Origin of the sequence: Aeromonas sp. S16(2024) (assembly GCF_041403065.1) — a bacterium.
Lineage (GTDB): Bacteria > Pseudomonadota > Gammaproteobacteria > Enterobacterales > Aeromonadaceae > Aeromonas.
In genome coordinates this window covers 37236-58180 of record NZ_JBGLQX010000008.1, presented here as the reverse complement: position 1 = coordinate 58180, position 20945 = coordinate 37236, and the positions used below count along the sequence as shown (strand labels likewise).

Sequence of the window (20945 nt, the reverse complement as noted above, 5' to 3'; positions counted from 1 at the left end):
GACGGCGAGTCGTCCCTTATAGCAATTGGCGCCAAAAGGAACAAGGCATCTTCTCTCTGGTCTCCACAGGCAGACAGGCACAAAAAAGCCGACCCTGAGGTCGGCTCTTCACAGAACGGGTGCCTTATTCGGCAGCCGGCTCTTCGGCAACGGCCACGTCGGCAACCGGGGCGACGGCTTCGGTCGGTGCATTCGCTTCCTTGATGGAGAGACGCACGCGGCCCTGACGGTCCACTTCCAGTACCTTCACCTTCACCACATCGCCGATCTTCAGGAAGTCGGCCACGTTCTGCACGCGGGCATCGGTGATCTGGGAGATGTGCACCAGACCGTCTTTACCCGGCAGTATGTTGACGAAGGCGCCAAAATCGGCCAGACGCACAACCTTGCCTTCATAGATGCGGTTCACTTCGATCTCGGCGGTGATGGCCTCGATGCGACGGATGGCTTCCATGGCGGCTTCGTTGGCAACGGCAGAGATGCGGACGGTACCGTCATCATCCAGCTCGATGTTGGTGCCGGTCTCTTCGGTCAGGGCACGGATCACGGAACCGCCCTTGCCGATGACATCCTTGATCTTCTCGGGATTGATCTTGATGGTGTGGATGCGCGGGGCGAAATCGGAGATCTCGGCACGGGGAGCCTGGATGGCTTCGTCCATCACCTTCAGGATGTGCAGGCGAGCGCCACGAGCTTGCTTGAGAGCAATCTCCATGATCTCTTTGGTGATGCCTTCGATCTTGATGTCCATCTGCAGCGCGGTGATACCCTGGGTAGTACCGGCCACCTTGAAGTCCATGTCGCCCAGGTGATCTTCGTCACCCAGGATGTCGGACAGCACGACGAAACCTTCTTCTTCCTTCACCAGACCCATGGCGATACCAGCAACGGAGGCCTTGATCGGCACACCCGCGTCCATCAGCGCCAGGGAGGAACCACAGACGGAGGCCATGGAGGAGGAACCGTTGGATTCGGTGATCTCGGACACCACGCGCACCACGTACGGGAACTCGGCGGCGCTCGGCATCACGGCAGCAACGCCGCGCTTGGCCAGACGACCATGACCGATCTCACGACGCTTGGGGCTGCCCATCATGCCGGTCTCGCCGACGCAATACGGCGGGAAGTTGTAGTGCAGCATGAAGCGGTCGGCACGGTGGCCAGAGAGCTCGTCGATGTTCTGGGCGTCACGCTCGGTACCCAGGGTCGCAACCACGATGGCCTGAGTCTCGCCACGGGTGAATAGGGCGGAGCCGTGAGCGCGCGGCAGGATGCCGGTGCCGACGGACAGGGCGCGGATCATTTCCGGATCGCGACCATCGATGCGCGGCTCGCCACGGACCACACGGCCACGGACGATGCGGCTTTCCAGGCTGTGGAACTCTTCGCCGATCTTCTTGGCATCTTCTTCCACGCCGGAAGCGATAACTTGCTCAACCACACGGGACTTGATGGCACCGATGGCGGCGTAACGCACGGCCTTCTCGGTGATGCGGTAGGCTTCACCCAGTTCGGCGGTGGCCAGCTCGGCAACCTTGGCTTTCAGCGCTTCGTTGACGGCAGGCGGGGTCCAGTCCCAGGGCTGGGTACCCACGTCGGCGGCGAATTCGTTGATGGCGTTGATCACCACCTGCATCTGCTCGTGGCCATAGACCACGGCGCCCAGCATCACCTCTTCGGAGAGGATGGCCGCTTCGGATTCCACCATCAGCACGGCGTTGGCAGTACCGGCAACCACCAGGTCCAGGTCGCTCTGGGGCAGTTCGGTGGTGGTCGGGTTCAGCACGTACTGACCGTTCATGTAACCCACGCGGGCAGCAGCAATCGGGCCGCCGAACGGGATACCGGAGATGGCCAGGGCAGCAGAGGCACCGATCATGGCAACGATGTCGGGGGACACGGCCGGGTTCACGGACATGACGGTGGCAACCACCTGAACCTCATTGAGGAAGCCTTCCGGGAACAGCGGACGAATAGGACGGTCGATCAGGCGGGAGATAAGGGTCTCACCTTCGCTCGGACGGCCTTCACGACGGAAGAAACCACCCGGGATACGACCAGCAGCATAGGTACGCTCCTGGTAGTTGACGGTCAGCGGGAAGAAATCACGGCCGTGATCGGCCTCTTTCTTGCCAACTACGGTCACAAATACGCAGGTATCGTCCATGCTGACCATGACGGCCGCAGTGGCTTGACGGGCCATCACACCGGTTTCCAGGGTGACGGTGTGTTGACCGTACTGGAATGACTTTACAATAGGATTCACGTGAATTTCCTTTTTACAATTTGGCGCTTTAAATTCGCGTGCAAGTATACTTGATTCGCATCAAAAGGTAAGCGGTGGCACGCATTCTGTGAGGCAGGCAACGGTTTGCCGCGCGATAAAAATGATCCATAAAAAAGGGGAACCTCACGGTTCCCCTTTTTCGCGAAATCTGATGGTCGATTAACGACGCAGACCCAGCTTGGCGATCAGAGCAGCGTAACGCTGAACGTCTTTACGCTTCAGGTAGTCCAGCAGCTTACGACGCTGGGAAACCATGCGCAGCAGACCGCGACGACCGTGGTGATCCTTGGCGTGCTCCTTGAAGTGACCTTGCAGATGGTTGATCTGGGCAGTCAGCAGGGCAACCTGCACTTCGGGGGAACCGGTGTCGTTGGCGCAACGAGCGTTGTCAGCAACGATGGAAGCTTTGATCTCAGCATTTAGAGACATGGTATTACTCCAGTAGAGTGTTTAAAGGTTCACAGCCAATCTCTAATTCAGCCGTGAAATGAGGGCGGTATCATAATCGCAGCCGCCCCTTTTCGCAACGATAAAGAGGAGCGAGCTGCACGCGCCCTGGCCGGTGAGCCAGGGCGATACCGCCAGAGGATCACTCCTCGCTGTTATCGTCGTGATAACGCACCAGCCGCTTGGGAGCGACCCGCCCTTCGTCGTCGATCTCGCCGACGCCGATGAACTCGCGCTCAGAACCCACCGTCATGCGGACCTGGCCGCTTTGCGGTGCACCCGCCACCTGCACTGCCTGACCCTGATTCACATAGGCGGCGACGGCCGTCAGCATGTTCACCTCGGGCAGGGACGCCACTGCGGTATCCATCGGCAGCAGCAGCGGGTCCAGCTGCTCCCGCGGCGGTATGCTCTCGGCCTTGGCCTGCTCGAAGATGCACTCGAGCTGCTCCAGGGTCAGCATCCTGTCGTAGGGATAGCTGGCCACCTGGGTACGACGCAGCTGGGTGACGTGGGCGCCACAGCCCAGCACTTCGCCGAGATCGTCCACCAGGGAGCGGATGTAGGTGCCCTTGCTGCAGTGCACCTCGAGGCGCACCTCATCCCCTTCAAAGCTCAGCAGTTTGAGCTCGAATACGGTGATGGGGCGGGCTTCCCGCTCGATCTCTATGCCTTCACGGGCGTACTCGTAGAGCGGACGACCGTTGTGCTTGAGGGCGGAGTACATGGACGGCACCTGCATGATGGGGCCGCGGAACTGGTCCAGCGCCTCGATCAGGGTACCCACGGCCACGTTCACCGGACGGGTGGAGACCACCTCGCCGTCGGAGTCGCTGGTGTTGGTGCGCTCGCCCAGCTTGGCGGTCACCTCATAGCGCTTGTCCGCCTCCAGCAGATACTGGGAGAACTTGGTGGCCTCACCGAGGCAGATCGGCAACATGCCGGTCGCCAGGGGGTCCAGGGCGCCGGTGTGACCGGCCTTGGCCGCGTTGTAGATCCGCTTGACCTTCTGCAACACATCGTTGGAGGTCAGACCGGTCGGCTTGTCCAGCAGCAGGATACCGTGTACGTCACGGCCCTTGAAACGACGTCTTCGAGACATCTCAGGCTTTATCCTCAGTTGTATCATCCGGTGCGGCTTCGTCTTCTTCACGACCGGCTTCGGTCATGCGACGCTTGTCTTCACGCACAGTGTTGGTCACCAGGTTGGAGAGGCGCATCCCCTCGACCAGGGTCTGGTCGTAGTAGAAACGCAGCTCCGGCACCACCCGCAGACGCATGGCGCTGCCGAGCAGGCTGCGAATGTAACCGGCCGCCTCGGTCAGGCCCTTGAGGCCTTCTTTGATCCGCTCGGCGTCATTCTCCAGCTGCAAGAAGGTGACGTAAATCTTGGCATAGTTGAGGTCCTTGGACACTTCCACGTCGGAGACAGTCACCATGCCGATGCGCGGGTCTTTCACCTCGCGCTGCAGGATCAGCGCGATTTCACGCTGGATCTGCTGCCCGACCCGACGGGTCCGGCTGAATTCTCTGGCCATATTCTATCCTGCGATAAAAGGGGGCCGCAGCCCCCTATTTGTTCTAACTGTCGGCTTACAGAGTCCGCTGAATTTCAATGGTCTCGTAAACTTCGATCTGGTCGCCTTCGCGCACGTCGTTGTAGTTCTTGACCGCGATACCACACTCGTAACCGTTGCGGACCTCGTTGACGTCATCCTTGAAGCGGCGCAGGGATTCCAGCTCGCCTTCATAGATAACCACGTTGTCACGCAGAACGCGAATACGGTTGGAGCGCTTGACCACACCTTCGGTGACCATACAGCCGGCAACGGCGCCGAACTTCGGTGACTTGAAGACGCTACGGACTTCAGCCAGACCGATGATCTCCTGACGATACTCAGGGGCCAGCTTGCCGCTCATGGCCTGCTTCACTTCGTCGATCAGGTCATAGATGACGGAGTAGTAACGCAGATCCAGGCTCTCGGATTCGATGACCTTGCGCGCAGAAGCGTCGGCACGGACGTTGAAGCCCACCAGGATGGCGCTGGAAGCAGCTGCCAGGGTAGCGTCGGTTTCGGTGATGCCACCGACCCCGGAACCCACGATCTTGACCTTGACTTCGTCGGTAGAGAGCTGCACCAGTGCATCGCAGATAGCTTGCACGGAGCCCTGTACGTCGGCCTTGATCACCACGTTCACTTCGGACACTTCGCCCTCGGTCATGTTGGCGAACATGTTTTCCAGCTTGGCCTTCTGCTGGCGAGCCAGCTTGACGTCGCGGAACTTGCCCTGACGATAGAGTGCCACTTCACGGGCCTTCTTCTCGTCACGCACGACAGTGGCTTCGTCACCGGCAGAGGGAACACCGGACAGACCCAGGATTTCCACCGGCAGGGACGGACCCGCTTCCTTGATCTCGCGACCCAGTTCGTCACGCATGGCACGAATACGACCGTATTCCAGACCACACAGCACGATGTCGCCCTGGCGCAGGGTACCTTCTTGTACCAGCACGGTGGCAACCGGACCACGGCCCTTGTCCAGGAAGGACTCGATCACGACGCCGCTGGCCATGCCATCGACGACCGCTTTCAGCTCCAGTACTTCGGACTGGATCAGGATGGCTTCCAGCAGATCGTCGATGCCTTCGCCAGACTTGGCGGAGACGTGCACGAACTGGCTGTCACCACCCCAGTCTTCGGACATGACGTTGTAACGGGCCAGCTCGGTCTTGACGCGATCCGGATCCGCTTCAGGCTTGTCGATCTTGTTGACCGCAACCACGATGGGCACTTCTGCCGCCTTGGCGTGCTGGATGGCTTCGATGGTCTGCGGCATGACGCCGTCATCGGCAGCGACGACCAGTACCACGATATCGGTCGACTTGGCACCACGGGCACGCATGGAGGTAAACGCAGCGTGACCCGGAGTATCCAGGAAGGTGATCATGCCACTGTCGGTTTCGACGTGGTAGGCACCGATGTGCTGGGTGATGCCACCGGCTTCGCCAGCGGCAACCTTGGCCTTACGGATGTAGTCGAGCAGCGAGGTCTTGCCGTGGTCGACGTGACCCATGATGGTCACGACAGGGGCACGCGGCTTGGCTTCAGAGGTCTCGTCACGATCGGACAGTACCGCCTCTTCCAGTTCGTTCTCACGACGCAGCAATACCTTGTGACCCATCTCCTCGGCGACCAGCTGAGCAGTCTCCTGATCGATCACCTGGTTGATGGTAGCCATGGCGCCCATCTTCATCATCGCCTTGATGACTTCGACACCCTTGACGGCCATCTTGTTGGCCAGCTCGGCCACAGTGATGGTCTCGCCGATGACGACGTCACGGTTCACCACGGCGGCAGGCTTGTTGAAGCCGTGCTTCATGGCGTTGGGCATGGCGACCTTGCCGCGCTTGCCTTTGCGAGCACGGGGATTGCGGGAGTCACGGTCGTCTTCGCGGCGAGTGGCCTTTTTCGGGGCCTTGACCGCTGCAGCAGCCGTGCGACGACTGGTCTCTTCCTTCCGGTCCAACTCGTCTTCTGCGGCTTGCGCATGCTTGTTGGTGGTCAGATGGTAATCACTGCTCTCTTTGGCGCGAGCAGCTTCTTCTTCAGCCCAGCGAGGGCCGTTCTGTTCCGCCATGAGACGAGCCTCTTCGGCTTTCTTGGCGGCGAGTTCTTCTGCTTTTTGCAAAGCGGTTTGTTCCTGTTGGCGCTTCAGTTCTTCTGCTTCGCGCTTGGCCATCTTTTCTGCCTCTTGCTGAGCTGTGCTAGCGGCTACTTTGGCGGGCTGTGGAGCCTGTCGAGCCTTTGATTGTGCCTCGATCCGCGCCTTTTCCTCAGCTTCACGACGAGCCTGCTCAGCCTCACGGCGAGCCTTCTCTTCAGCATCGAGACGAGCCTTGTTCTCGGCCTCGTGACGAGCTTTTTCTTCTGCTTCCAAACGCGCTTTTTCCTCGGCTTCCGCCTGACGCTGTTCATCTTCCAGCGCCGAGCGTTTTACATAGGTGCGAGTCTTGCGCACTTCAACCTGCACTTCCTTGTTCTTGCCGCCAGTGCCTTGAACACTCAGGGTGCTCTTGGTCTTGCGCTGCAATGTCATGCGGGCTGGTGCGGTGATCTCGTCACCTCCATGCTGTTTTTTCAAGTGAGCCAGCAGAGTCTGTTTCTCAGACTCGCTGACGAGGTCGTCGGCCTTGCTCTTGCTGATACCGGCATCGACAAACTGCTGGAGAAGACGATCAACCGGCGTGTCGATGTCAGTGGCAAGTTGTTTGACTGATACTTCTGCCATTCATTTTCCTCCGTTTGATCTTATTCAGACTGCTCTTCTCCGAACCAACAGATATTGCGAGCAGCCATAATCAGCTCACCGGCTTTCTCAGCGGTCAGCTCTTCAATGTCGGCAAGGTCGTCGATACCTTGCTCTGCCAAATCTTCCAGGGTGCCGACGCCGCGAGCGGCCAGGGCATACGCCATGTCACGGCCAAGGCCGTTGAGATTGAGCAGTTCTTCGGAAGGCTCTACGCCGTCGAAGGATTCTTCTTTGGCCAGGGCCTTGGTGGTCAGGACATCCTTGGCACGCTTGCGCAGCTCTTCCACCATGTCTTCGTCCAGACCGTCGATGGCCAGCAGCTCATTGACGGGTACGAAGGCGATCTCTTCCAGGGTGGAGAAACCTTCTTCCATCAGCAGACCGGCGAAATCGTCGTCGATGTCCAGCGCTGTGGTGAACAGGGTCAGGATGCGATCGTTCTCGGCCTGGTGCTTGGCGCGCATGTCCTCGACGGTCATGACGTTCAGCTCCCAACCGGTCAGCTGGGAGGCCAGACGCACGTTCTGACCGTTGCGACCGATGGCCTGGGCCAGGTTGGCGGCTTCCACAGCGATGTCCATGGTGTGGTTGTCTTCATCGACGATGATGGAGGCCACATCGGCAGGCGCCATGGCGTTGATCACGTACTGGGCCGGGTTGTCATCGTACAGCACGATGTCGGCACGCTCACCGCTCAGCTCGGCGGAGACGGCCTGAACACGGGCACCACGCATGCCGATACAGGCACCAATCGGGTCGATACGACGATCGTTGGTCTTGACCGCAATCTTGGCGCGAGAACCCGGATCACGGGCGGCGCCCATGATTTCGATCATCTCTTCGCCGATTTCCGGCACTTCAATGCGGAACAGCTCTTTCAGGAAGTCCGGGCTGGAGCGGCTGACGAACAGCTGGGAACCACGGGCTTCCGGGCGGACTGCGTAGAGCAGGCCACGGATGCGGTCACCGGGACGGAAGGTCTCACGGGGCAGCATGTCGTCGCGGAAGATCACCGCCTCGGCATTGCTGCCCAGATCCAGGATCACGTTGTCGCGGTTGCTCTTCTTGACCACACCGCTGATGATGGTGCCTTCCTTGTCCTTGAACTGGTCAACGACTTGGGAACGCTCGGCCTCGCGCACTTTCTGCACGATGACCTGCTTGGCGGTCTGGGTGGTGATGCGGTCGAAGGTGACAGAGTCAATCTGGTCTTCAACATAGTCGCCGATCTGGATATCCGGCTGCTCGATCTGAGCGGCTTCGAGGGTGATTTCCCCGTACGGGTTCTCCATGGAAGCCTGATCGGCCACCACGACCCAACGGCGATAGGTGTCGTAGTCACCGGTCTTGCGATCGATCTCGACCCGAACTTCAATCTCGCCTTCGTATTTTTTCTTGGTCGCAGTCGCCAGCGCAGTCTCCAGAGCCTGGAAAATCTTCTCGCGGGGGACAGCCTTCTCGTTGGACACAGCGTCAACGACCAGCAAAATCTCTTTATTCATATCCGATAGCCTCGTTAACCAAAGTTCGGCACTATGTTCGCTTTTTGGATATTGGTGAAAGCCAACACCTCGTCCTTACCATCTACTGTCAGGGTGATCATGTCCCCCTGCACAGCTTTGATTACGCCTTTGAACTTGCGGCGGTTGTTTGTTGCCATCCGAAGCGAAACCGCCGCCTCTTGGCCAACGTATTTTTCGAACTGGGCAACCTTGAACAGCGGACGATCCAGACCCGGGGAGGAAACCTCGAGGTAATACTCCTCGGTGATGGGATCTTCAACGTCCATGATGGCGCCAACCTGGCGGCTCACCTCAGCACAGTCTTCCACCGTCACGCCTTGCTCTGAGTCGATGAAGACGCGCAAGGTCGAGTGCTTACCCGCACGGATAAACTCGACACCCCAAAGTTCAAAACCCAAGGCAACGACCGGAGCCTCGAGCAGATCGGTCAAACGTTGTTCCAACGTAGCCAAAGTCACCCTCCGAAAAACAAAAAAAGGGCATATAGCCCAGATAGAGATCGATTCAGAGTAAATCGCACATAACAAAAAGCCCCGATGTCAAATCGGGGCTTGGCGCTTTACCCTGATTGTCGCCTCGCAGCGACCGCCTTCCTGAGCGTAGGAAATGCGTGAAATTTGGTTGCGGGGGCCGGATTTGAACCGACGACCTTCGGGTTATGAGCCCGACGAGCTACCATGCTGCTCCACCCCGCGTCCGAAATCGTGCGAGATTATAGCCACTTCATTCTCATCACACAAGACTGACTGGCTATAACTTCCCGGTTACCCGGGTTCACTGCTTAATTGGTGCCGTGGGCGGGACTCGAACCCGCACACCCTAGAGCACTACCCCCTCAAGATAGCGTGTCTACCAATTCCACCACCACGGCAAAAACTCTTTACTCGGGAACGTCAGTGTCTTTCTTCACTGGCGCTTTGGTCTGCTCAACTTGCTGAGTCTGTTGCAGATTTTCCCATTCGCTACCCTGTTTTACCTTGTTGCTTGACATGGAGCCAAGCACCAGGCTGATCAAAAAGAACAGAGTGGCCAAAATTGCAGTTGTGCGGGTCAGGAAACTGCCTGAACCACCGGAGCCGAATACAGTATTCGATGCCCCTGCGCCGAAGGAGGCGCCCATATCAGCCCCTTTACCTTGCTGTATCATCACCAGACCGATCAGAGCCAGTGACACCAGCAGATAAACGACTAAAAGAATCTCGTACATTTAACTTGCACCCTTTGCCGCTTCAACAATTCCTAAAAACGCATCGCTGTCGAGGCTTGCTCCACCTATCAGTCCGCCATCAATGTCGGGCTGGGCAAACAAATCTCTCGCGTTGGTCGGCGTCACGCTCCCACCATAGATGATTCTGACTTTCTCACCTATTACCGGAGTATCCTCCGCCAAGCGACCACGTATAAAGGAATGAACCTCTTGTGCCTGCTCGGGTGTGGCGCATTTACCTGTACCTACAGCCCAAATCGGCTCGTAGGCGATGATAGCATTATCGAAAGCCATCGCGCCATTTTTCTCTATGACGATATCAAGCTCTTCGGCGATCACCTCGAAGGTTCTTCTCGCCTGTCTCGCCGCACCTGACTCCCCCAGACAAAGGATGGGAATCAAACCTGCCGCTCTGACTGCCGCAAACTTCTCTGCGACGATAAAGCTGGTCTCACCAAAGAGACGCCTGCGCTCGGAGTGACCGACCAGTACGTATCGGCACCCTGCCTCGACCAGCATCTCACACGAGACTTCACCCGTATAAGCGCCCTGTCGGTGCTGACTCACATTCTGAGCCCCCAACCTTATCACCTTCTGCTCATCGAGCAGTCGTGCGGTAAAGTCGAGATGCACATGGGAAGGACAGAGAACAACATCTACATCATCACCAATACCCTTCAGGCATTGACTCGTAAACTGCTCTAACTGCGACCTACTACCGTGTAACTTCCAGTTGGCTGCTACAAACGGCTTGCGATGTCCCATCGGCAACTCCCTTGCGAAAGCGGGGCTGATAATATCCAGAGGATGATCAGCTGACAAGTGCTATTTTCAAATTTTCGAATCGTTTGAACAAGATACAACCAGGGCGATTAAAAAATCGCCCTGGTTGCTCATTAAAACGCCGATTCGACCTGTTGGGCGATGCGTTGTGCCATGTCACGCACCTGTTGCTCATGCTCCCCTTCCACCATGACCCGGATCAGGGGCTCGGTGCCGGATTTGCGCAGCAGGACACGGCCACGGCCGCCCAGTTCCTGTTCCACCTTGGTCACTTCCTGCTGCACGGCTTCGGCCGCCAGCGGATCCTTGCCCTCGGCAAAACGTACGTTCACCAGTACCTGGGGGAACTTGCTCATGCCGGAGCGCAGCTTGGCCAGCGGCATCTCCGCAGAGCACACCGCCGTCAGCACCTGCAGGGCGGCGACTATGCCATCCCCTGTGGTGGTCTGATCCAGGCAGATGATGTGACCCGAGTTCTCGCCACCGATGCGCCAGCCCTTCTCGTTCATCATCTCGAGCACGTAGCGGTCACCCACCTTGGCACGGGCAAACGGAATACCGAGCGTCTGCAATGCCAGCTCCAGGCCCATGTTGGCCATCAGGGTACCGACTACGCCGCCCTTGAGGCGGCCGTTGCGCAGGGCATCGCGGGCGATGATGTAGAGGATCTCGTCTCCGTCGATGATGTAGCCAGTGCTGTCTACCATCACCAGGCGATCGCCGTCACCGTCGAAGGCGACACCGAGATCGGCCTTGCACTCCAGCACCTTGGCGGCCAGCGCCTCAGGCGCGGTGGAGCCCACTCCATCGTTGATGTTGAGGCCATCCGGGCTGCAACCGATGGCAATCACCTCTGCGCCCAGCTCGCGAAACACCGAGGGGGCGATGTGATAGGTGGCGCCATGGCCGCAATCTACCACCATCTTCACCCCTTCCAGGCTCAGATGGGTGGGGAAGGTGCTCTTGCAGAACTCAATATAGCGACCGGCGGCATCGTCGATGCGCTGCGCCTTGCCAAGTTCGGCGGACTCCACGCACTTGAGCTCGTTGTCCAGTTCGGCTTCGATGGCCAGCTCCACTTCATCGGGCAGCTTGGTGCCGTCGGCGGAGAAGAACTTGATGCCGTTGTCGTAATAGGGGTTGTGGGAGGCGCTGATGACGATGCCAGCCTCGGCACGGAAGGTGCGAGTCAGGTAGGCCACCGCCGGCGTCGGCATAGGGCCCATCAGTATGGCCTTGAGGCCAGCAGCGGAGAGACCCGCTTCCAGCGCCGATTCCAGCATGTAACCGGAGATCCGGGTGTCCTTGCCGATCAGCACCTTCTTGGTGCCCTTCTTGGAGAGCACCTTGCCGGCGGCCCAGCCCAGCTTCATCACGAAATCCGGGGTGATCGGGTATTCACCCACCTTGCCGCGCACACCGTCTGTGCCGAAGTACTTTCTGGTCATTGTCTGTTCTCGTTATTTTATCTGGATACGAAATCTTGTCCCGTCATGGTCATCCAGCCTACGCGCAGCGCGTCCATGGTGGCTCGCACGTCGTGCACCCGAATGATCCTGGCGCCATGCTGCAACCCAATCAGGGCGCAGGCCAGGCTGCCGGCCAGCCGCTCATCAACAGGGCGGCCAAGCAGATTGCCTATCATAGACTTTCGCGACATCCCCACCAAGAGCGGCAGACCGTAATCCAGCAACTTCTGCTGCTCGGCCAGCAACTGATAGTTGTGTGCTACCGTCTTGCCAAAGCCATAACCCGGATCCAGCAGCAGGTGCTGGCGCGGGATCCCGGCATCCAGGCAAGCGGCTATCCGCTCGTCGAAGAAGGCCCTCACCTCCCCCAGCAAGTCGTCGTAATGGGGTTCGGTCTGCATGGTTCTCGGCTGGCCTTGCATGTGCATCAGGCACACAGGCACGTCAGCCTCTGCCGCGGCAACCAGGGCACCAGGCTCGAGCAGGGCCCGCACGTCATTGATGAGGTGAGCGCCTGCCGCGCAGCCCGCCCTCATCACGGCAGCCTTGGAAGTATCGAGGGAGATCATCACATCGAGATCCTGCACCATCCGCTCGACCACGGGAATGACCCTGTCCAGCTCCTCCTGCTCGCTCACGTCGGGGGCGCCGGGACGGGTCGACTCGCCACCGATGTCGATGAGGGTAGCCCCCTCCTCCATCATCTGGCGGGCATGGGCCAGGGCCAGTTCAAGCTGCTTGAAGCGGCCACCATCGGAGAAGGAGTCCGGCGTCACGTTGAGGATCCCCATGACGTGGGGACTGTCCAGAGAGAGGCTGCGCCCCTTGCTGATTAGTTGCATCTTTACATCTACCTGTCACAAGAAAATCTGGGTATTGCATAAAGAAAAACCCCGGGCAAGCCCGGGGTTTGGATCATGAAAGCTTATTTGGCCGGCACATCGTTCGCCTTGTCGATGTCATTGCGCGGTGCGCTGTTGTCATCGGCCTGCGCCTTGACATCGGGCTCGCTGCTCACGCTGGCGCCGCCTTGCGGGGTGTCACCGTGTTCATCGTGCCAGTTGCTGGGGGCACGTACCTCACGACGAGCCATCAGATCGTCGATCTGCTTGGCATCTATGGTCTCGTACTTCATCAAGGCATCCTTCATGGTGTGCAGCACATCCATGTTGTCCTGCAGGATCTGCTTGGCACGAGCATAGTTGCGATCGATGACCTGCTTGACCTCGGCATCGATGACGCGCGCAGTGTCGTCGGACATGTGCTTGGCCTTGGCCATGCTGCGACCAAGGAAGACTTCACCGTCTTCTTCGGCATAGAGCATGGGGCCCAGGCGCTCGGACATGCCCCACTGGGTCACCATCTTGCGGGCGATGTCGGTGGCACGCTCGATGTCGTTGGAGGCACCGGTCGATACCTTCTCGGCACCGTAGATCAGCTCCTCCGCCAGACGACCGCCGTACAGGCTGGAGATCATGGACTCCAGATGCTGCTTGGAGTGGCTCCAGCGGTCCTGCTCCGGCAGGTACATGGTCACCCCAAGGGCGCGGCCACGTGGAATGATGGAGACCTTGTAGACGGGATCATGATCCGGCACGACCCGACCGATGATGGCATGGCCGGCTTCATGATAAGCCGTCATCTCCTTCTCGGACTCCTTCATCACCATGGAGCGACGTTCTGCACCCATCATGATCTTGTCCTTGGCCTTCTCGAACTCGTTCATGGAAACTACGCGGCGGCTCTCACGGGCGGAGAACAGGGCGGCCTCGTTGACCAGGTTGGCGAGATCGGCACCGGAGAAACCGGGCGTACCACGGGCAATCAGCGCCGGATTGACGTCATCCGCCAACGGAACCTTGCGCATGTGCACCTTCAGGATCTGCTCGCGACCGCGGACATCCGGCAGACCGACCACGACCTGACGGTCGAAACGACCCGGACGCAGCAGAGCGGGATCCAGCACGTCGGGACGGTTGGTCGCGGCGATGACGATGACGCCTTCATTGCCTTCGAAACCATCCATCTCGACCAGCATCTGGTTCAGGGTCTGCTCACGCTCATCGTGGCCGCCACCCAGACCGGCGCCACGCTGGCGACCGACCGCATCAATTTCATCGATGAAGATGATGCAGGGTGAGGATTTCTTGGCCTGCTCGAACATGTCGCGCACCCGGGAGGCACCGACACCCACGAACATCTCGACGAAGTCGGAACCCGAGATGGTGAAGAAGGGCACCTTAGCCTCACCCGCGATGGCCTTGGCCAGCAGGGTCTTACCTGTACCGGGCGGACCGACCAGCAGCACGCCGGTGGGGATCTTGCCGCCCAGTTTCTGGAACTTGGTCGGATCGCGCAGATAGTCGACCAGCTCTTTGACCTCTTCCTTTGCCTCGTCACAACCCGCCACGTCGACGAAGGTGGTCTTGATCTGATCTTCACTCATCAGGCGAGCCTTGCTCTTGCCGAACGACATGGCACCCTTGCCACCGCCGCCCTGCATCTGACGCATGAAGAAGACCCAGACACCGATCAGCAACAGCATCGGGAACCAGGAGATGAAGATGGACGTGATAAGAGACGGCTCTTCCGGCTTCTCACCCATCACCTTCACGTTGTGGTTGAGCATGTCGTTGAGCAGTTGGGGATCCGGCGCAGGGATGATGGTGGTGAAACGTTCACCGGTGCGCTTGACGCCGTTAATGACCTTGCCATCCATCCGCACTTCACGGATCTGCTCTTGGGTCACTTCTTTCACGAAGCTGGAATAGTCCAGCTGGCGACTGGTGGTATCGCTGGGGCTGAAGCTATTGAACACCGACATCAGCACGACGGCGATGACCAGCCACAGGATTAGGTTTTTCGCCATGTCACTCAAATCAATGACCTCGCAGACTGACAGTTAACGATGAGGGTTAGGGTACTACAGTTTAAAACCGGTAGCCACAATGTAGACTTCTCGTGAACGGGCACGGGAGGAGTCTGGTTTACGAATCTTGACGACAGAGAAAAGTCTACGAATTTCATTGAGATAGGCGTCAAACCCCTCCCCCTGGAATACCTTGACCACAAAACTGCCATTACTGCGCAAGACCTGATTGCACATGTCCAGCGCCAGCTCGATCAGATACATGGAGCGAGCCTGATCCACCTGCTGGGTCCCGCTCATGTTGGGCGCCATGTCAGACATGACCACATCAACCTTGTCCGGGCCAACCCGGGCCAGCAAGGCGGCAAGCACAGTTTCCTCCCGAAAGTCCCCTTGCAGGAAATCGACACCGGCAATGGAATCCATCGGCAGAATATCGCAAGCAATCACTCTCCCCTTGTCACCCACCTGATCAATGGCGAACTGGGACCAACCGCCGGGGGCCGCCCCCAGATCCACCACCGTCATGCCCGGCTTGAGCAGTTTGTCCTTGCCCTGGATCTCATCGATCTTGAACACTGCGCGGGAACGCAGTCCCAACTTCTGGGCTTTTTTGACGTAATGATCGTCAAAATGTTCTTTTAACCAGCGGGTTGAACTGGGGGAATGTTTTTTCTGGGTCATGATTGTCGACTTTAAAAAACCACAAGGGTTATTAGTATTAAGGGCTAAGTGGGGGTAGAATACGCCCCTTTCAACCCTGACTTATGAAGAAATTGCCATGATTCTCAACAATAAACAGAAACAGTACCTCAAGGGCCTCGCCCACAGCCTGAAGCCGGTCGTCCTGCTGGGACAACACGGCCTGACCGAAGGGGTGCTGGCCGAAATCGATCTGGCGCTGAACCACCACGAGCTGATCAAGGTTAAGGTGTCGTCTGAAGATCGTGAGATGAAACAGCTGGTGATGGAAGCCATCGTCCGTGAGACAGGCGCCATCAAGGTACAGAGCATGGGCCATGTACTGACCATCTATCGTCAAGCCACAGAACCCAAGATCCAGTTGCCCCGCAAGTAACAGGAAAGAGCGTTCGCTCTTTCCTTCATTTCTCTTCTTCCCAAGTCGCTTGCCAAAATAGTCGTCAGGCCCTTAACCTGCGATGAATACTTGCGGACACCCACTATGGACAAGCATCAGATTCTCACCGACGAGGAGCTGGCTATGCTGCAGGACTTGGGAGACGCAGAGGACATGGCCGCCGGCCAGTTCCTGCGAGGCAACCTGAGTCTTCCCCTACAGAGCTTGCTGCAACGGGCCAGCCCCTTGACGATCGAGGCCCGTATCGCCGGCCATCAACTGCGTTTTCCGCTGCATTGTACCCTGGCGGCGGAAGGCCACACCGAGCTGCGCATCGCCGCCCCCACCATCACAGAGCTGGGCTCCCCTCACCTGCGCGCCTGGCGACTCGATGAGAAAGCCGTCCTGCACACCAGCGATGCCGAGTATGAGGTGCACAGCCTCTCCCTCGGCGGTCTCATCGTGGCCGGTTTGCCACCGACTCTGACCAAGGGCGATCGGCTGCACGGCACCCTCGGCATCGAGGGATTGCCTCCCCTGGCACTGAGCGGCACCCTCATAAGGCATGTCCAGTCCCACCAGCAGCACCATGACTGGGCCTTGCAATTCCAGCTGGACAAGGGAGATCAGGAGCAGCTGCGGGACTGGCTCTTCCAGCGTCATCAGGACGCCTTCGTCCAGACCTATCAGGGGGACTAAATGGAACAGGGGAGCCGGGCTCCCCTGTCTCTTCACCGCCCCTTATCGTCAGAGGTAGGCGACTTCCAGAATTTCGTACTCAACATCGCCAGCCGGTGTCTTGACGATGGCCACGTCGTCCACTTCCTTGCCGATCAGGGCACGGGCAATAGGCGAGTTCACGGAGATCATGTTCTGTTTGATGTCCGCCTCGTCGTCACCCACGATGCGGTAGACCACTTCCTCTTCCGTTTCGCTTTTCAGCAGAGTGACGGTCGCACCGAAGATGACGCGGCCATTGTTGGCAATCTTGGTGATATCGATCACCTGGGCATTGGAGAGCTTGCTCTCAATTTCCTGAATGCGGCCTTCACAGAAACCTTGCTGCTCGCGAGCGGCATGGTATTCGGCGTTTTCTTTCAGATCACCATGTTCACGGGCATCAGCAATCGCTTCGATAATCTGGGGACGCAGCTCGCTCTTCAGATAGTCGAGCTCTTGACGCAGCTTTTCAGCGCCGCGAACAGTCATCGGAGTATGATTCATAGTCGAAACCTGGGTTGCTTGAAAAAGAGAAGCTGCGGCAATCAAAGAGAGCCGCAGCTATCGGTTCGGATGAGGCATCTTAATATGAAGCCGCCACAAAATCCATGTCAGCCCCTGCGAGCGGGATCGCGCTTTGAATGACCAGAGGCCTGCCGGGAGGCTGAAGAAAATCGAGAGGATGAGGCGAGCGGAGGCAGCCACGGCGACCTTGACCCTGGCTGCAATATTTTCGTTTTGGTTGTCTGATCAGGCTCACCACCGCATCGAGCCTCGCCTTGCCTAGGTGAAATCCTGCTTGCAGACACGTTTCCATGCCTTGCTGGCGATCATAGGCCGGAGGGGATCAAAAGGCAGACCAACATCAAGCCAGCGTGCAAAACCACCTCAGTACCTGGTGTCGTAATAGCTGTAGATGCTCTTTTCCCAAGAGGTATCTGCCATGTTGGGCCAGTGGTCGCTATCAAAACCCGGGGCGTTCTTCATGCGTTCCTCTGTGGTATCCATGATGAAGCGCTTGTTTTCAGTATCGACCTTCAGGGCGCTCCAGGGTACGGCAAACAGCTTCTCGCCGAGACTGAGGAAACCGCCGAAGGAGAGCACCGCATAGCACACCTTGCCGTTTTCGATATCCAGCATGAGCTCCTTGATGCTGCCCAGCTTTTCACCTCTCGGGTCGTACACATCGTCGCCACTGAGCGTGCTGGCGCTGAGTACTCTTGACCCAAGACGGCTGGATGGAATGATATTGTTCATTTGATACTCCTGACATTGTTGGAAGAAAGAGTGAGGGGAAAAGCGCGTTGGCAGAACGCTAACCAACGCGGTAACGATTTATTTCCCCTTTCTGGCGTCCCTGCGCTCTTCTTTTCTATCGTCGGGGGCTGCCTGGTGTTTGCCGGCAGACGCTGGAATCGCCCCCTTTGATTCCTTATCGTCCTTACCCTTGCCTTTGGTCTCTTCAGTACGACCCTTGAGTTGGTCCTTGTTCATGATGAACTCCTGATAGTCAGTTGGATGAGGGGTGCGAGAAGCAACAAGGGATCCCGCACCAACCATCGTGAGAATAAGCCGCACACAACAGGGGGTCTGTACGTTGACCCACATAGAGCACGGGCCCGGCACCTGACCAATGGCTCGCTGATACGGCGTTAAGCCAGAGCACCACTTGTTCGATCCCCTCCCCCGTCTACCACCGGCAAGGCCCCGAGGCGACACAACCCGCCGACAGGAGAGGCTGAGTGTCAGGCATCAAGATGAAGCCCCGTCCAGATGTCAGAACCAAGAGCGCGTGCAGCCCCCCTGCCTGTGCCTGCCCCCTTTTCCCTGCCATGTCTGCGGTTCAGCGGCGCGCCCCGGGTGAGGGGCGCCAGTTGCCTGTGGCGTCGGCACAGAAGCTGGCCAGGCGCTGCACGACCTGCTGAACGGCACTATTGGCCGCTATCACGCCGCCGTAGGGATTGGCCTGCGGTGCTGGCACTGTCTCGTCGAATTCGCGCCAGGCCAGCACCTGGCGGCTGTCGCTGTCCACCAGGTAGGCCCGCAGCGTGAAGCGGGTACGGCTGGGTGATCTGTCGAACTCCTGCTGCAGGCGGATGATTTCGACATCGAGGCGCAGATCCCCCGCAGCCGCGCTGGGGGCCAGGACGACGGCGCGAAAGGCCCCCGTGCCCTCGAGTGCGGCGACGATGCGCGGGGCTATCATCCGGGCGGGCGTATCGATCCATTCACTGTGCGCGAAATACTCCAGCTGATAGGGCTCGCGAACGTAGATGATCCGCTGGCTGTCGAAACCGGGGGCGGCACGCGGCGGGTTGACGATCAGCGTAGGCGCGGCGCCCAGTCTGGCCGCTGCGGCCTTGGTCGGGGGGGGTGCGCCCACCCCGGAGAGCGAATAGAAGGCCGGTGGCGGCACCTTGGCCGCATCGAACATGCTGCAGGCAGCGGGCAGGAGCAGCAACAGCGCGGCGACGGCGAGCCGGGTGAAGAGACGTGCTGGCTGGCGGATCATGGCTGTTGCCCTCCTTCGGATGATTCTCCGGGGCCATCCGGTACCGGCTTGTGGCCGAACAGGAGTCCGGAGGGGTTGCGTTCGGTCTGCTAGCTGAGGCGGCGCAGCGAGGTCGTCAGCACGCTAAGCTCACCGAGCAGGCGTTCCAGCTGGGGCAGGGTCTCCGCCGTGAAGCGGTTGATGTCGCTGCCGACCGCGTTGAGAGTCTTGCCTGCGCTGGCACTGGTGCCGGCGATCTCATTGCCCATCTTCTCAACGGCATCCGCCGCCCGCCCGATACGCGCGATCAGGGGGGCGAGCTCGTCGCTCGCGCTCGCGCTGTTTTTCATCACACTGGCCGCATCCATCAGGCCGGCATCTATGCTCTCGTTGCGCGCGGCCAGGGTATGCGCCACCCGGGCAATGTCGGTCAGGGTGCTCTGGAAGGCGGCCTGATTCTCCGGACCGAGCAGGGTATTGAGGCTGTTCGAGGTACTGTCCAGCTTGGCCAGCACGCTGGTAAGGACGTTCTCGAGGCGAGCGGCGAGAGAGGGATTGGTGCGGATCACCGGATACTCATAGCCGGCGCTGGCCTGCAACAGGGGCATGTCGCTGGTCCCGCCGCTCAGCTCGACGTAGGCGATCCCCGTCAGGCCCTGTGTCTTGAGCACGGCCACAGTGTCCTGCCTGATCGGCGTGCCTCGCTCGATGGCGAACAGCAGATTGACCTGCTCGGGATTGGCCGGATCGAGCCGTATCTGCCTGACCCTGCCGACATCGACACCGTTGTATTTGACCGGTGCATTGAGATTGAGGCCGGCGACCGACTCCTCCGAGATCGCCAGATAGAGATCGTATGCCTTCTGGAAAGCCCCTCCCGAGGCGAGCCAGAGGATGACGGCCACCAGCAGGGTGCCGAGGATGACGACAAAACCCCCTACCAGGGCGTAACTGACCTTGGTTTCCATCATGTCCCCTCGCTGCGTTGCTCGGCGGCCCGCCCTCGCGGGCCGTCGAAGAATGGCCGGATTGCCGGCAGATCCATCTCTGCCAGCGCTGTCATCGACCCTATCCCCTGTACCTTGCCGTCGCCGAGCACGGCGACGCGGTCGGCCACCTGCCACAGCAGATCGAGATCGTGGGTGATAAGGACTATGGTCAGGCCGAACAGATCGCGTAACTTGCGGATCAGACTGTCTATCTCGCCAGCGCTTTCGGGGTCCAGACCTGCGGTCGGCTCATCGAGAAAGAGCAGTTCGGGATCGAGGGCCAGGGCACGAGCCAGCGAGACGCGCTTTAGCATGCCGCCGCTCAGCTCGGCCGGGTACTGATCACCCACGACCGGCTCCAGGCCGCTCATCGCCAGCTTTCTATCGGCGATGTCGTCGATCAGCCCCTCTGTGAGTTCGGTGTGCTCACGCAGCGGCAGACCCACGTTTTCCCTGGCGGTCAGGGAGCCGAACAAGCCGCCACTCTGAAACATGACGCCCCAGCGCTGGCGCAGGGCAAGGGCGTCGGCGTCTTCGATGTCGGCGAGATCGACCCCGAGCACCCGGATCGAGCCCGACTCGGGTTGCTGAAGCAGGATGATCTCCCGCAGCAGGGTCGACTTGCCCGATCCCGAGCCGCCGATCAGCGCGAAGATCTCGCCGTGGTTGACCACCAGATCGATCCCGTCATGGACGACATGTTCGCCAAAGCGCGTCATCAGCTGGCTGATGATGATGGCCGGGGTGACACTGCCATCTGGCGCCTTCATC

General features: G+C 59.1%; 21 protein-coding genes and 2 tRNA genes. 2 read left to right on the top strand and 21 right to left on the bottom strand.

Annotated elements, in window-relative coordinates; genetic code table 11:
• Positions 1 to 124: 124 nt before the first annotated feature.
• From pnp to rlmE, 15 genes are all read right to left on the bottom strand, one after another.
• On the bottom strand, positions 125 to 2266 hold the full coding sequence (gene pnp, locus ACB030_RS07945) for a polyribonucleotide nucleotidyltransferase (protein WP_371158895.1): 2142 nt from the start codon (positions 2264 to 2266) through the stop codon (positions 125 to 127).
• 180 nt (positions 2267 to 2446) lie between these two features.
• Positions 2447 to 2716, bottom strand: coding sequence for a 30S ribosomal protein S15 (rpsO, locus tag ACB030_RS07940; protein WP_005317514.1), 270 nt, complete (start codon positions 2714 to 2716; stop codon positions 2447 to 2449).
• A gap of 160 nt (positions 2717 to 2876) precedes the next feature.
• Positions 2877 to 3836 (bottom strand): tRNA pseudouridine(55) synthase TruB, encoded by a 960-nt coding sequence (gene truB, locus ACB030_RS07935; RefSeq protein WP_371158894.1) that lies wholly within the window; start codon positions 3834 to 3836, stop codon positions 2877 to 2879.
• A gap of 1 nt (position 3837) precedes the next feature.
• Positions 3838 to 4272 carry a 30S ribosome-binding factor RbfA gene (gene rbfA / locus ACB030_RS07930; protein ID WP_139745516.1) on the bottom strand — a complete coding sequence of 145 codons (435 nt, stop codon included), beginning with the start codon at positions 4270 to 4272 and terminating at the stop codon, positions 3838 to 3840.
• Positions 4273 to 4327: 55 nt separating this feature from the next.
• The gene (gene infB / locus ACB030_RS07925) at positions 4328 to 7024 is read right to left on the bottom strand and encodes a translation initiation factor IF-2 (protein ID WP_371158893.1); all 2697 of its coding nucleotides are present in this window, start codon (positions 7022 to 7024) and stop codon (positions 4328 to 4330) included.
• A gap of 20 nt (positions 7025 to 7044) precedes the next feature.
• The gene (gene nusA / locus ACB030_RS07920) at positions 7045 to 8547 is read right to left on the bottom strand and encodes a transcription termination factor NusA (protein ID WP_042648795.1); all 1503 of its coding nucleotides are present in this window, start codon (positions 8545 to 8547) and stop codon (positions 7045 to 7047) included.
• Positions 8548 to 8561: 14 nt separating this feature from the next.
• Positions 8562 to 9020: a ribosome maturation factor RimP gene (gene rimP, locus ACB030_RS07915; RefSeq protein WP_025326064.1), complete on the bottom strand. Its 459-nt coding sequence runs from the start codon at positions 9018 to 9020 to the stop codon at positions 8562 to 8564.
• A gap of 166 nt (positions 9021 to 9186) precedes the next feature.
• Positions 9187 to 9263, bottom strand: a tRNA-Met gene (locus ACB030_RS07910).
• 91 nt (positions 9264 to 9354) lie between these two features.
• Positions 9355 to 9439, bottom strand: a tRNA-Leu gene (locus ACB030_RS07905).
• Positions 9440 to 9448: 9 nt separating this feature from the next.
• Positions 9449 to 9775 (bottom strand): preprotein translocase subunit SecG, encoded by a 327-nt coding sequence (gene secG, locus ACB030_RS07900; protein WP_025326063.1) that lies wholly within the window; start codon positions 9773 to 9775, stop codon positions 9449 to 9451.
• On the bottom strand, positions 9776 to 10540 hold the full coding sequence (gene tpiA / locus ACB030_RS07895; protein ID WP_371158892.1) for a triose-phosphate isomerase: 765 nt from the start codon (positions 10538 to 10540) through the stop codon (positions 9776 to 9778).
• Positions 10541 to 10671: 131 nt separating this feature from the next.
• On the bottom strand, positions 10672 to 12006 hold the full coding sequence (gene glmM, locus ACB030_RS07890; RefSeq protein ID WP_371158891.1) for a phosphoglucosamine mutase: 1335 nt from the start codon (positions 12004 to 12006) through the stop codon (positions 10672 to 10674).
• Positions 12007 to 12023: 17 nt separating this feature from the next.
• Positions 12024 to 12869: a dihydropteroate synthase gene (gene folP, locus ACB030_RS07885; protein ID WP_371158890.1), complete on the bottom strand. Its 846-nt coding sequence runs from the start codon at positions 12867 to 12869 to the stop codon at positions 12024 to 12026.
• Positions 12870 to 12952: 83 nt separating this feature from the next.
• Entirely contained in the window at positions 12953 to 14905 is a 1953-nt protein-coding gene (gene ftsH, locus ACB030_RS07880; RefSeq protein ID WP_371158889.1) for an ATP-dependent zinc metalloprotease FtsH, read from the bottom strand.
• A 45-nt stretch (positions 14906 to 14950) separates the two neighbouring features.
• Positions 14951 to 15580 (bottom strand): 23S rRNA (uridine(2552)-2'-O)-methyltransferase RlmE, encoded by a 630-nt coding sequence (gene rlmE / locus ACB030_RS07875; protein ID WP_005326622.1) that lies wholly within the window; start codon positions 15578 to 15580, stop codon positions 14951 to 14953.
• 97 nt (positions 15581 to 15677) lie between these two features.
• Between rlmE and yhbY the strand changes: the two genes are divergently transcribed.
• Entirely contained in the window at positions 15678 to 15974 is a 297-nt protein-coding gene (yhbY, locus tag ACB030_RS07870; protein ID WP_025326057.1) for a ribosome assembly RNA-binding protein YhbY, read from the top strand.
• A 105-nt stretch (positions 15975 to 16079) separates the two neighbouring features.
• A complete protein-coding gene (locus ACB030_RS07865) occupies positions 16080 to 16673 on the top strand; it encodes a PilZ domain-containing protein (protein ID WP_371158888.1) in 594 nt (197 codons plus the stop codon).
• Positions 16674 to 16721: 48 nt separating this feature from the next.
• On the opposite strand, the gene greA is transcribed toward ACB030_RS07865, so the two are convergent.
• The 6 genes from greA to ACB030_RS07835 form a co-directional block, all read right to left on the bottom strand.
• Positions 16722 to 17198 (bottom strand): transcription elongation factor GreA, encoded by a 477-nt coding sequence (gene greA / locus ACB030_RS07860; RefSeq protein ID WP_041205192.1) that lies wholly within the window; start codon positions 17196 to 17198, stop codon positions 16722 to 16724.
• Positions 17199 to 17582: 384 nt separating this feature from the next.
• Positions 17583 to 17951: a PRC-barrel domain-containing protein gene (locus ACB030_RS07855; protein ID WP_106887621.1), complete on the bottom strand. Its 369-nt coding sequence runs from the start codon at positions 17949 to 17951 to the stop codon at positions 17583 to 17585.
• 78 nt (positions 17952 to 18029) lie between these two features.
• Positions 18030 to 18188, bottom strand: coding sequence for a hypothetical protein (locus tag ACB030_RS07850; protein ID WP_371158887.1), 159 nt, complete (start codon positions 18186 to 18188; stop codon positions 18030 to 18032).
• Between the two features lie 349 nt (positions 18189 to 18537).
• Positions 18538 to 19128: an ABC-type transport auxiliary lipoprotein family protein gene (locus ACB030_RS07845; protein ID WP_371159035.1), complete on the bottom strand. Its 591-nt coding sequence runs from the start codon at positions 19126 to 19128 to the stop codon at positions 18538 to 18540.
• Positions 19129 to 19295: 167 nt separating this feature from the next.
• On the bottom strand, positions 19296 to 20156 hold the full coding sequence (locus ACB030_RS07840; protein ID WP_371158886.1) for an MlaD family protein: 861 nt from the start codon (positions 20154 to 20156) through the stop codon (positions 19296 to 19298).
• On the bottom strand, positions 20153 to 20944 hold the full coding sequence (locus tag ACB030_RS07835; RefSeq protein ID WP_371158885.1) for an ABC transporter ATP-binding protein: 792 nt from the start codon (positions 20942 to 20944) through the stop codon (positions 20153 to 20155). Before ACB030_RS07835 ends, ACB030_RS07840 begins: the two co-directional genes overlap by 4 nt.
• Between the last annotated feature and the right edge of the window lies 1 nt (position 20945).

Coding starts and splice junctions, on each gene's coding strand:
- ACB030_RS07845 (WP_371159035.1), bottom strand. CDS start 19,128: ATGTTCGATGCGGCCAAGGTGCCGCCACCGGCCTTCTATTCGCTCTCC.
- ACB030_RS07840 (WP_371158886.1), bottom strand. CDS start 20,156: ATGATGGAAACCAAGGTCAGTTACGCCCTGGTAGGGGGTTTTGTCGTC.
- secG (WP_025326063.1), bottom strand. CDS start 9,775: ATGTACGAGATTCTTTTAGTCGTTTATCTGCTGGTGTCACTGGCTCTG.
- ACB030_RS07865 (WP_371158888.1), top strand. CDS start 16,080: ATGGACAAGCATCAGATTCTCACCGACGAGGAGCTGGCTATGCTGCAG.
- rpsO (WP_005317514.1), bottom strand. CDS start 2,716: ATGTCTCTAAATGCTGAGATCAAAGCTTCCATCGTTGCTGACAACGCT.
- truB (WP_371158894.1), bottom strand. CDS start 3,836: ATGTCTCGAAGACGTCGTTTCAAGGGCCGTGACGTACACGGTATCCTG.
- glmM (WP_371158891.1), bottom strand. CDS start 12,006: ATGACCAGAAAGTACTTCGGCACAGACGGTGTGCGCGGCAAGGTGGGT.
- greA (WP_041205192.1), bottom strand. CDS start 17,198: ATGAATCATACTCCGATGACTGTTCGCGGCGCTGAAAAGCTGCGTCAA.
- nusA (WP_042648795.1), bottom strand. CDS start 8,547: ATGAATAAAGAGATTTTGCTGGTCGTTGACGCTGTGTCCAACGAGAAG.
- ACB030_RS07855 (WP_106887621.1), bottom strand. CDS start 17,951: ATGAACAATATCATTCCATCCAGCCGTCTTGGGTCAAGAGTACTCAGC.
- ACB030_RS07835 (WP_371158885.1), bottom strand. CDS start 20,944: ATGAAGGCGCCAGATGGCAGTGTCACCCCGGCCATCATCATCAGCCAG.
- folP (WP_371158890.1), bottom strand. CDS start 12,869: ATGCAACTAATCAGCAAGGGGCGCAGCCTCTCTCTGGACAGTCCCCAC.
- rbfA (WP_139745516.1), bottom strand. CDS start 4,272: ATGGCCAGAGAATTCAGCCGGACCCGTCGGGTCGGGCAGCAGATCCAG.
- tpiA (WP_371158892.1), bottom strand. CDS start 10,540: ATGGGACATCGCAAGCCGTTTGTAGCAGCCAACTGGAAGTTACACGGT.
- infB (WP_371158893.1), bottom strand. CDS start 7,024: ATGGCAGAAGTATCAGTCAAACAACTTGCCACTGACATCGACACGCCG.
- yhbY (WP_025326057.1), top strand. CDS start 15,678: ATGATTCTCAACAATAAACAGAAACAGTACCTCAAGGGCCTCGCCCAC.
- ACB030_RS07850 (WP_371158887.1), bottom strand. CDS start 18,188: ATGAACAAGGACCAACTCAAGGGTCGTACTGAAGAGACCAAAGGCAAG.
- rlmE (WP_005326622.1), bottom strand. CDS start 15,580: ATGACCCAGAAAAAACATTCCCCCAGTTCAACCCGCTGGTTAAAAGAA.